The sequence below is a fragment of the Zhihengliuella salsuginis genome (assembly GCF_014651715.1).
GTDB lineage: Bacteria > Actinomycetota > Actinomycetes > Actinomycetales > Micrococcaceae > Zhihengliuella > Zhihengliuella salsuginis.
This window is the reverse complement of the sequence record NZ_BMXK01000012.1, coordinates 138929-145851: the sequence shown is the minus strand read 5'-3', so window position 1 is coordinate 145851 and position 6923 is coordinate 138929. Positions and strand designations below refer to the sequence as shown.

The 6923-nt window shown below is 69.8% G+C and carries 8 protein-coding genes; all 8 read right to left on the bottom strand.

Annotated elements, in window-relative coordinates; translation table 11 throughout:
- Positions 1 to 75 precede the first annotated feature (75 nt).
- Positions 76 to 486 (bottom strand): transcription antitermination factor NusB, encoded by a 411-nt coding sequence (nusB, locus tag IE069_RS13835; RefSeq protein WP_189351153.1) that lies wholly within the window; start codon positions 484 to 486, stop codon positions 76 to 78.
- Positions 483 to 1046, bottom strand: a complete 564-nt coding sequence (gene efp, locus IE069_RS13830) for an elongation factor P (RefSeq protein ID WP_189351152.1) — start codon at positions 1044 to 1046, stop codon at positions 483 to 485. The genes nusB and efp overlap by 4 nt, the downstream gene beginning before the upstream one ends.
- Positions 1047 to 1139: 93 nt before the next feature.
- On the bottom strand, positions 1140 to 1610 hold the full coding sequence (locus IE069_RS13825) for a tetratricopeptide repeat protein (RefSeq protein WP_189351151.1): 471 nt from the start codon (positions 1608 to 1610) through the stop codon (positions 1140 to 1142).
- A 29-nt stretch (positions 1611 to 1639) separates the two neighbouring features.
- Entirely contained in the window at positions 1640 to 2725 is a 1086-nt protein-coding gene (gene aroB / locus IE069_RS13820; protein ID WP_189351150.1) for a 3-dehydroquinate synthase, read from the bottom strand.
- A gap of 3 nt (positions 2726 to 2728) precedes the next feature.
- Entirely contained in the window at positions 2729 to 3331 is a 603-nt protein-coding gene (locus IE069_RS13815; RefSeq protein WP_189351149.1) for a shikimate kinase, read from the bottom strand.
- Positions 3332 to 3354: 23 nt separating this feature from the next.
- A complete protein-coding gene (aroC, locus tag IE069_RS13810; RefSeq protein ID WP_189351148.1) occupies positions 3355 to 4551 on the bottom strand; it encodes a chorismate synthase in 1197 nt (398 codons plus the stop codon).
- A 26-nt stretch (positions 4552 to 4577) separates the two neighbouring features.
- Positions 4578 to 5450: a shikimate dehydrogenase family protein gene (locus IE069_RS13805; RefSeq protein ID WP_229791167.1), complete on the bottom strand. Its 873-nt coding sequence runs from the start codon at positions 5448 to 5450 to the stop codon at positions 4578 to 4580.
- Complete coding sequence (gene mltG / locus IE069_RS13800) at positions 5450 to 6913, bottom strand: endolytic transglycosylase MltG (protein ID WP_189351147.1); 1464 nt, start codon at positions 6911 to 6913, stop codon at positions 5450 to 5452. The genes IE069_RS13805 and mltG overlap by 1 nt, the downstream gene beginning before the upstream one ends.
- Positions 6914 to 6923: the final 10 nt, after the last annotated feature.

Here is a 6923-nt window from a genome sequence, read left to right as displayed (position 1 = left end):
GCTTCCGGTCCAGCAGTCCAGTGACTGCGGGACCGGAAGCGGGGCCCTCACGTGCGCGGGCGGCGCCGCCGGCCGTCAGGCCAGCAGCGTCGGCTTGAGCTGCTGGATGCGGCCGAGCAGCCCGTTGACGAATTCCGGCGACTCGTCGGTCGACAGGTCGCGGACGAGGGCGACCGCCTCGGCGACGGCTACGCCGTCGGGCACCTCGTCGTTGAAGAGGATCTCCCAGGCGCCGATCCGGAGCACGGACCGGTCCACGGAGGGCATGCGGTCCAGGGTCCAGCCCTTCGCGTAGGTGCCCAGGATCTCGTCGAGGCGCTCCTGCTGCGCCAGGACGCCCTCGACGAGCGTGACCGTGTAGGGGTTCACGATCTGGGCGACGGCCTCACGGCGCTGACGAAGCGCCGCCACCGGGCTCACTTCGCGCTGCTCTGCTTCGAAGAGGACCTCAAGAGCCCGCTTCCGGGCCTTGCTGCGGGTACTCACTCGGTGACACGCCCCAAGTAGTCGCCCGTGCGGGTGTCGACCTTGACGCGGGTGTTCTGCTCGACGAAGAGCGGGACCTGGATCTCGCGGCCGGTCTCCAGCGTGGCCGGCTTGGTGCCGCCCGACGAGCGGTCGCCCTGCAGGCCCGGCTCGGTGTAGGAGATCTCCAGGACGACGGACGGCGGCAGCTCCACGTAGAGCGGTGCGCCGTCGTGCATGGCGACGGTGATGTTCTGGTTCTCGAGCATGTAGCCGGCGGAATCGCCGACGACGGCACCCGGGACCATGATCTGGTCGTAGTCCGACAGATCCATGAACACGTAGTCGTCGCCGTCCTGGTACAGGTACTGGTAATCGCGGCGATCGACCGTCGCGGTTTCGATCTTGGCGCCCGCGTTGTACGTCTTGTCGACCACCTTGCCGGTCAGCACGTTCTTCATCTTCGTGCGGACGAAGGCGCCGCCCTTGCCCGGCTTGACGTGCTGGAAATCGGTGATCTGCCACAGCTGGCCGTCGATCTTCAGGACTACGCCGTTTTTGATGTCGGTGGTATCTGCCACGAATTACTCTTCCTGTATGGGTGCCCGCCGACCCCTTGGGGACGAGGAGTGACGACGTCACCTCGGGCGTTTGTCAAAAATCCAGACTCGATTCTAACGTACAAGTGCCTCGCGGCGCTTCACGGCCTCCAGCGATCGACGCGCCAGTTCCACGCGACGCTCGGGGGCTCCGGATTCGGAGTGGAGCCGGTGGGCCAGCTCGAACCGGTGCTCGGCGGCGGTGAGGTCGCCCTCGGTGTAGTAGAGGATCCCGAGGTACTGGTGCATCATCGCTTCGTGGCTGCTGCCCTTGAACTCCTCGAGCAGGGCGCGCAGCCGGGTGATGGCCGCGTCGGTCTTGCCCATGGCGCGTTGCAGATCGGTGTCCAGCATGCGCATGCGGATGTTCTGCGGGTCGGTCAGGCGGACGTCCGCGACCAGTTCCGCGGCCTCGCGGTACTCGCCACGGGCGATCAGCACGACGACGGCGTCACACGGGTCGTCGCCCGCGACCAGCAGGTCGGCCTGCTGCTCGTCGACGATGACGGGCAGCAGGGTTTCGGGATCGCGGTTGATCCCCGGCATTCCAGTTCGTATCCACTGCAGCCCCATGATTACTCGGCAATCTCCTGGTAGGCGGCGAATAGTAGCGACGTATCGGGTACATCGAGGATACCGGGCTTGGCGAGATCCTCAAGGACCACGAACCGCAGGAGGTCGCCGCGGGCCTTCTTGTCCCGGCGCATGCCGTCGAGCAGGGCCGCCCAGCGGTCCCGCCGGTAGGTCGTCGGCAGGCCGAGCGAGTCGAGGATGTTCTTGTGCCGGTCCGCGAGGTCGTCGTCGATCCGGCCGACGGAGCGCGCCAGCTCCGCGGCGAATGTCAGGCCGATCGAAACCGCAGCGCCGTGGCGCATCTGGTAGCGCTCCGCGAGCTCGATCGCGTGGGCCAGCGTGTGCCCGTAGTTGAGGATCTCGCGGCGTCCGGACTCCTTGAGGTCCTCGGAGACCACCTCGGCTTTGACGCGGATCGACCGCTCGATCACCTCGCGCAGCTCGTCCGTGCCGGCCTCGGAGACCCGCTCCGGCGAGGACTCGATGATGTCGAGGATCCTCGGGTCGGCGATGAATCCGCACTTGACGACCTCCGCCAGCCCCGTGACGAGCTCGTTCTTCGGCAGCGTCTGCAGCGAGTCCAGGTCCGCCAGGACCGCGGCCGGAGGGTGGAACGCGCCCACCAGGTTCTTGCCCTCGGACGTGTTGATGCCGGTCTTTCCGCCGACGGCGGCATCGACCATGCCGAGCAGGGTCGTCGGGACGTGGACGACCTTCACTCCGCGCAGCCAGGTGGCCGCGACGAAGCCGGCGACGTCCGTGACGGCGCCCCCGCCGACGGCCACGATGGCGTCGGACCGGGTGAAGTCGTTCTGGCCGAGGACCTGCCAGCAGAAGGACGCCACCTGGATGTGCTTGCCCTCCTCGGCGTCCGGGATCTCGGCGGTGAGCCCGGTGTAGCCGGCGCCGTCGAGCTCCGCCTTGACCGCGTCGCCCGTCGCCCGCAGGGCACGCGGGTGGATGATCAGGACCTTGCGGACGCGCTCGCCCAGCACGTGCGCGAGGCGCCCCAGCAGCCCCGTGCCGACGACGACGTCGTAGTCGCTGCCGGGCGTGCTGCCGGTGACCTGGATGGTGGTGTTGGTCATGTCCTAGTTGCCTCCCCTTGAAGAGCGGAAACGCCGGTAGGCGTCGACGATGCGTTCGGCGTTCGCGGCGGGCGTGCCGCTGCGGACGTCGACGATGTGGCGTGCGGTCTCGCGGTAGAGACCCGCACGCTCTGACAGGATGCGGCGCCACTTGTCCATGGCTCCCTCGTCCTCTTGCCGGCTGAGCAGCGGCCGGTGCCGGTCGCGCTCGATGCGCGGAGCGACGGTCTCCTCGTCGATCTCGAGGTACACCGTGAACCGCTCGCGGAGGGTCTGCCGGTTCTCCGCGCGGACGACGGCGCCGCCCCCGGTGGCGACGACACCACCTTGGATGTCGGCCGTCTCGAGAGCCTGCTTCAGCGCCTCCGACTCCAGGCGGCGGAACCCGGCCTCGCCGGACTCGGCGAAGATGTCCGCGATGGGACCGTGGTGGGCGACGACCTGGGCGTCCGTATCGATGAACGGTACACCCAGATGCCGCGCCACCGCACGCCCGAGCGTGGTCTTGCCCGAGGCCATCGGCCCGATCAGACAGAGGACGTCCGGACTGCCGGGCGTCAGACCGGTGTGGCGGCGGCGCGGTGGAACACTGGAAGGATCAGTCACGTGTTTGAGGCCTCGACCCGCGCCTAGTTCGACGAGGCCAGGGACTCGGGGATCGCCGCCAGGTACTCCTGGATGTTCCGGTGCGTCTCCTTGACGGAGTCGCCGCCGAACTTCTCGAGGACGGCCTGGGCGAGGACCAGCGCCACCATGGCTTCGGCGACGACTCCCGCGGCCGGCACCGCGCAGACGTCCGAACGCTGGTGGTGGGCCTTCGCCTCCTCGCCGCTGGCGATGTCGATCGTGCGCAGGGCCCGCGGCACCGTTGCGATCGGCTTCATGGCGGCGCGCACGCGGACCGGTCCCCCGATGCTCATGCCGCCCTCGATGCCGCCGGCGCGATTTGTGTGGCGAACGGCCTTCGAGTCGCCGTCGCGCAGGATCTCGTCGTGGGCGGCCGACCCGCGGCGGGCGGCGGTGAGGAATCCATCGCCGATCTCCACGCCCTTGATGGCCTGGATGCCCATGAGCGCGGCCGACAGCCGGGCGTCGAGCCGCCGGTCCCAGTGGACGTAGGAGCCGATGCCCGGGGGGAGGTTGTAGGCCAGGACCTCGACGACGCCGCCGAGGGTCTCGCCCTCCTTGTGGGCGGCGTCGACCTCGGCCACCATGGCGTCCGAGGTGGCGCGGTCGAAGCAGCGCAGCGGGTCGGCGTCGAGCGCGACGACGTCCGAGGCGCGTGGCACGGCACTGCCCTCGGGGACGGCCACTGTGCCGACCGCCACCGTGTGGCTGACCATTTCGATGCCGAGCTCGGCCAGGAAGTTGGACGCGGCGGTGCCGAGTGCCACGCGTGCCGCCGTCTCGCGGGCGCTGGCGCGCTCCAGGACGGGGCGGGCGTCGTCGAAGCCGTACTTCTGCATGCCGGTGAAGTCGGCGTGGCCGGGGCGCGGCCGGGTGAGCGGCGCGTTGCGGGCGAGCCCGTCGAGCTCGTCGTCGGGCACCGGGTCGGCGCTCATGACCTTCTGCCACTTCGGCCATTCGGTGTTGCCGACCTCGATGGCGACGGGGCCGCCCTGGGTGGAGCCGTGGCGGACGCCGCCGGTGAAGGTCACTTCGTCCTGCTCGAACTTCATCCGGGCCCCGCGGCCGTAGCCGAGGCGGCGTCGGGCCAGGGCCGCCTTGACGTCATCCGTCGTGAGCGGGACGCCTGCCGGGAGGCCTTCGAGAATTCCAACGAGGGACGGGCCATGTGATTCGCCCGCGGTCAACCAACGCAACATGTCGTCAATACTGCCACGAATCGGGGCTAACCCAACCGACGAGGCAGCCCCACTGCGTCACACATCACGTTTGTGACCAGTCCACGGTCATCTTCCGGCCGGCCGCTGAAGAGCAGCGCCTGCTCGACGGCCTGGTGCACCAGCATCGACAGTCCGTCGACGACGCGGCCTCCCGCGGCGTCCCATGCGGTGCCGATCCGGCTCGGCCACGGGTCGTAGGCGGCGTCGAGGAGCGGCGCGCCGGCGCGCGGCGGGGAGGCGAGGAGGCTGTCGACGAGGCTGTCGGCGGCACGGGGCGGAAGCGTCGAGACGACGGCCTCGTAGCCGCCCAGCTCCCCTCCGGCGGTGGCCGCGTCGACCGCGCGACCCGCCAAGCCGAGATCGGCGGCGAGGTTCAGGGCCGACTCGGCCCGGCCGGCGTCGCGCACGACGAGGTCGACCGACTCGAAGCCGAGCTGAGCTGCGGCCGCCACGGCAGCTGCCGCCGTCCCGCCGGCACCCAGGATGCAGAGCCGTTGGCGGACGGCGCCCGCGGGCAGGCCGAGGGCCCTGACAATGCCGGCGATGTCGGTGTTCTCGCCGAAGAGGCGGGCGAACCCGTCCTGGTGCCGCACGACGACGGTGTTGAGGAAACCCAGGCGGGCGACGCGCTCCGAGACCGCGTCCATCTCCGGCACGAGCGCGGATTTCATGGGCATCGTGCAGGAGAGCCCCACCCAGGACTCCTCCCGGCGCAGCCGCTCGGCCAGCTCGGGGGCGTCCTCGGGGTCGGCCACGATCGAACCGTAGGTGATGTCGACGCCCAGGGCCGCGTAGGCGGCGGCATGCAGGGCGGGCGACTTCGAATGGCCGATGGGGTTCCCGATCACGGCGGCCCGCCGCGCGTTGCCGTCGGACACTAGCTGCAGACCTCCGGGTTCGCTGCGCAGTAGTCGCGGTACTCCTGCTGATTCCCGCGGTGTTCCGCGTACGTCTCGGCGAATTTGGTTTCGCCGGTCTCGATGTTCACCGTCACCCAGTAGTAGTAGCCGTTGTCGTCGGGGTTCACCGCCGCTTCGATGGCGGCATCTCCCGGCGAGCCGATCGGCGTCGGCGGCAGCCCCTGGTGCTGGTAGGTGTTGTAGGGATTGGAGGCGTCGGCCTTCTCCTCGGCGGTGAACTCGAGCGTGTACCGGTCCAGCCCGTAGATGACGGACGAGTCGACCTGCAGGAGACCGCCCGTCTCGCTGTTGTCGGGGTTGAGGCGGTTCTCGATGGCCCCGGCGACGACGGCGTAGTCCTCCGTGCGAGCCTCGCCCTGCAGGATGCTGGCGATCGTCAACGCGCGGTAGGCCTCCTGCGGGTCGGTCGCGCCGAGCTCCGCCAGCTTCTCCGTGGTTGCATCCACCAGCATCTGGAGGACCTCTTGCGCTGTGTCCTCGACGGGGAAGCGGTACTCCCCCGGATGCAGGAACCCTTCGATGTTCTCGTAGGACGCGTCGAGCCCGAACGTCTCGGGTTCGGCCGCGAGTTCTTGAAGTTCCCCGAGGTCCAGATCGGTCGACTCGGCGATGTTCTCCAGGGCGGCAGGCAGACGCGAGTTCTGGTCGATCGCGATGTAGTGGACGGGCGCACTGCCGACTCCGAGCAGCACGTCGACTGCCTCGCGGGCCGGCAGGTTCGTCTGCAGCGGATACTCGCCGGGATGGACTTCTTTGCTGTCGCCCTCGGCGGCCGAGAGCGCCTCGAGGAAGGCGTCCCGCGAGGCGACGACGCCCTGCGCAACCAGCTCGTCGCCGACACGGTTCGGGCCCCAGCCTTGGGCCACCACGAAATCGACCTCGCCCTGGCCGGGACCGTCGAAGTCCTCCGGTTCGACGTTGAGGAGTCCGTTGACGTAGAGGCCGGCAACCGTGACGGCTACGACGAAGACGGCGAAGACCGAGACCATGATGGCGTTCCGGCGCCGGCGGCGCTTCCTGCGCATGGCCAGGGCGGCCTCGAGCTCGGGCGGGCGCACCGGGGCGTCTTCGGCGCTCACCGCAGCGGGGGCGGCGTCCTCCGTGCCTTCGGGATGCTCCGGCCGGCCGGCCTCCGGTGCGGTGTCGTCGTGCTGGTCCTCGTGTTCCGACGGTTCTTCGGGGCCCGCTGCAGTGGTGTCCGGCCCGGTCGTCTGCGGCTCCTCGCCGGCGGACACCGGGTAGTCGTCGGCCGGATCGTGGCCGGCTGCAGCCGGTTCGGACGTCAGCGGGTCGTGGGGGGCCGTGGGCTCGCTTCGACGACGGCCGGAGCGCAACCGCCGGAAGGGCGCGCCCTCGCTTTCGGTGACCGCAGGCCGCACGGCGGCCCTGCGGCGCCGCGGGCTATCTTGCTGATCGTTCACCGGATAAACG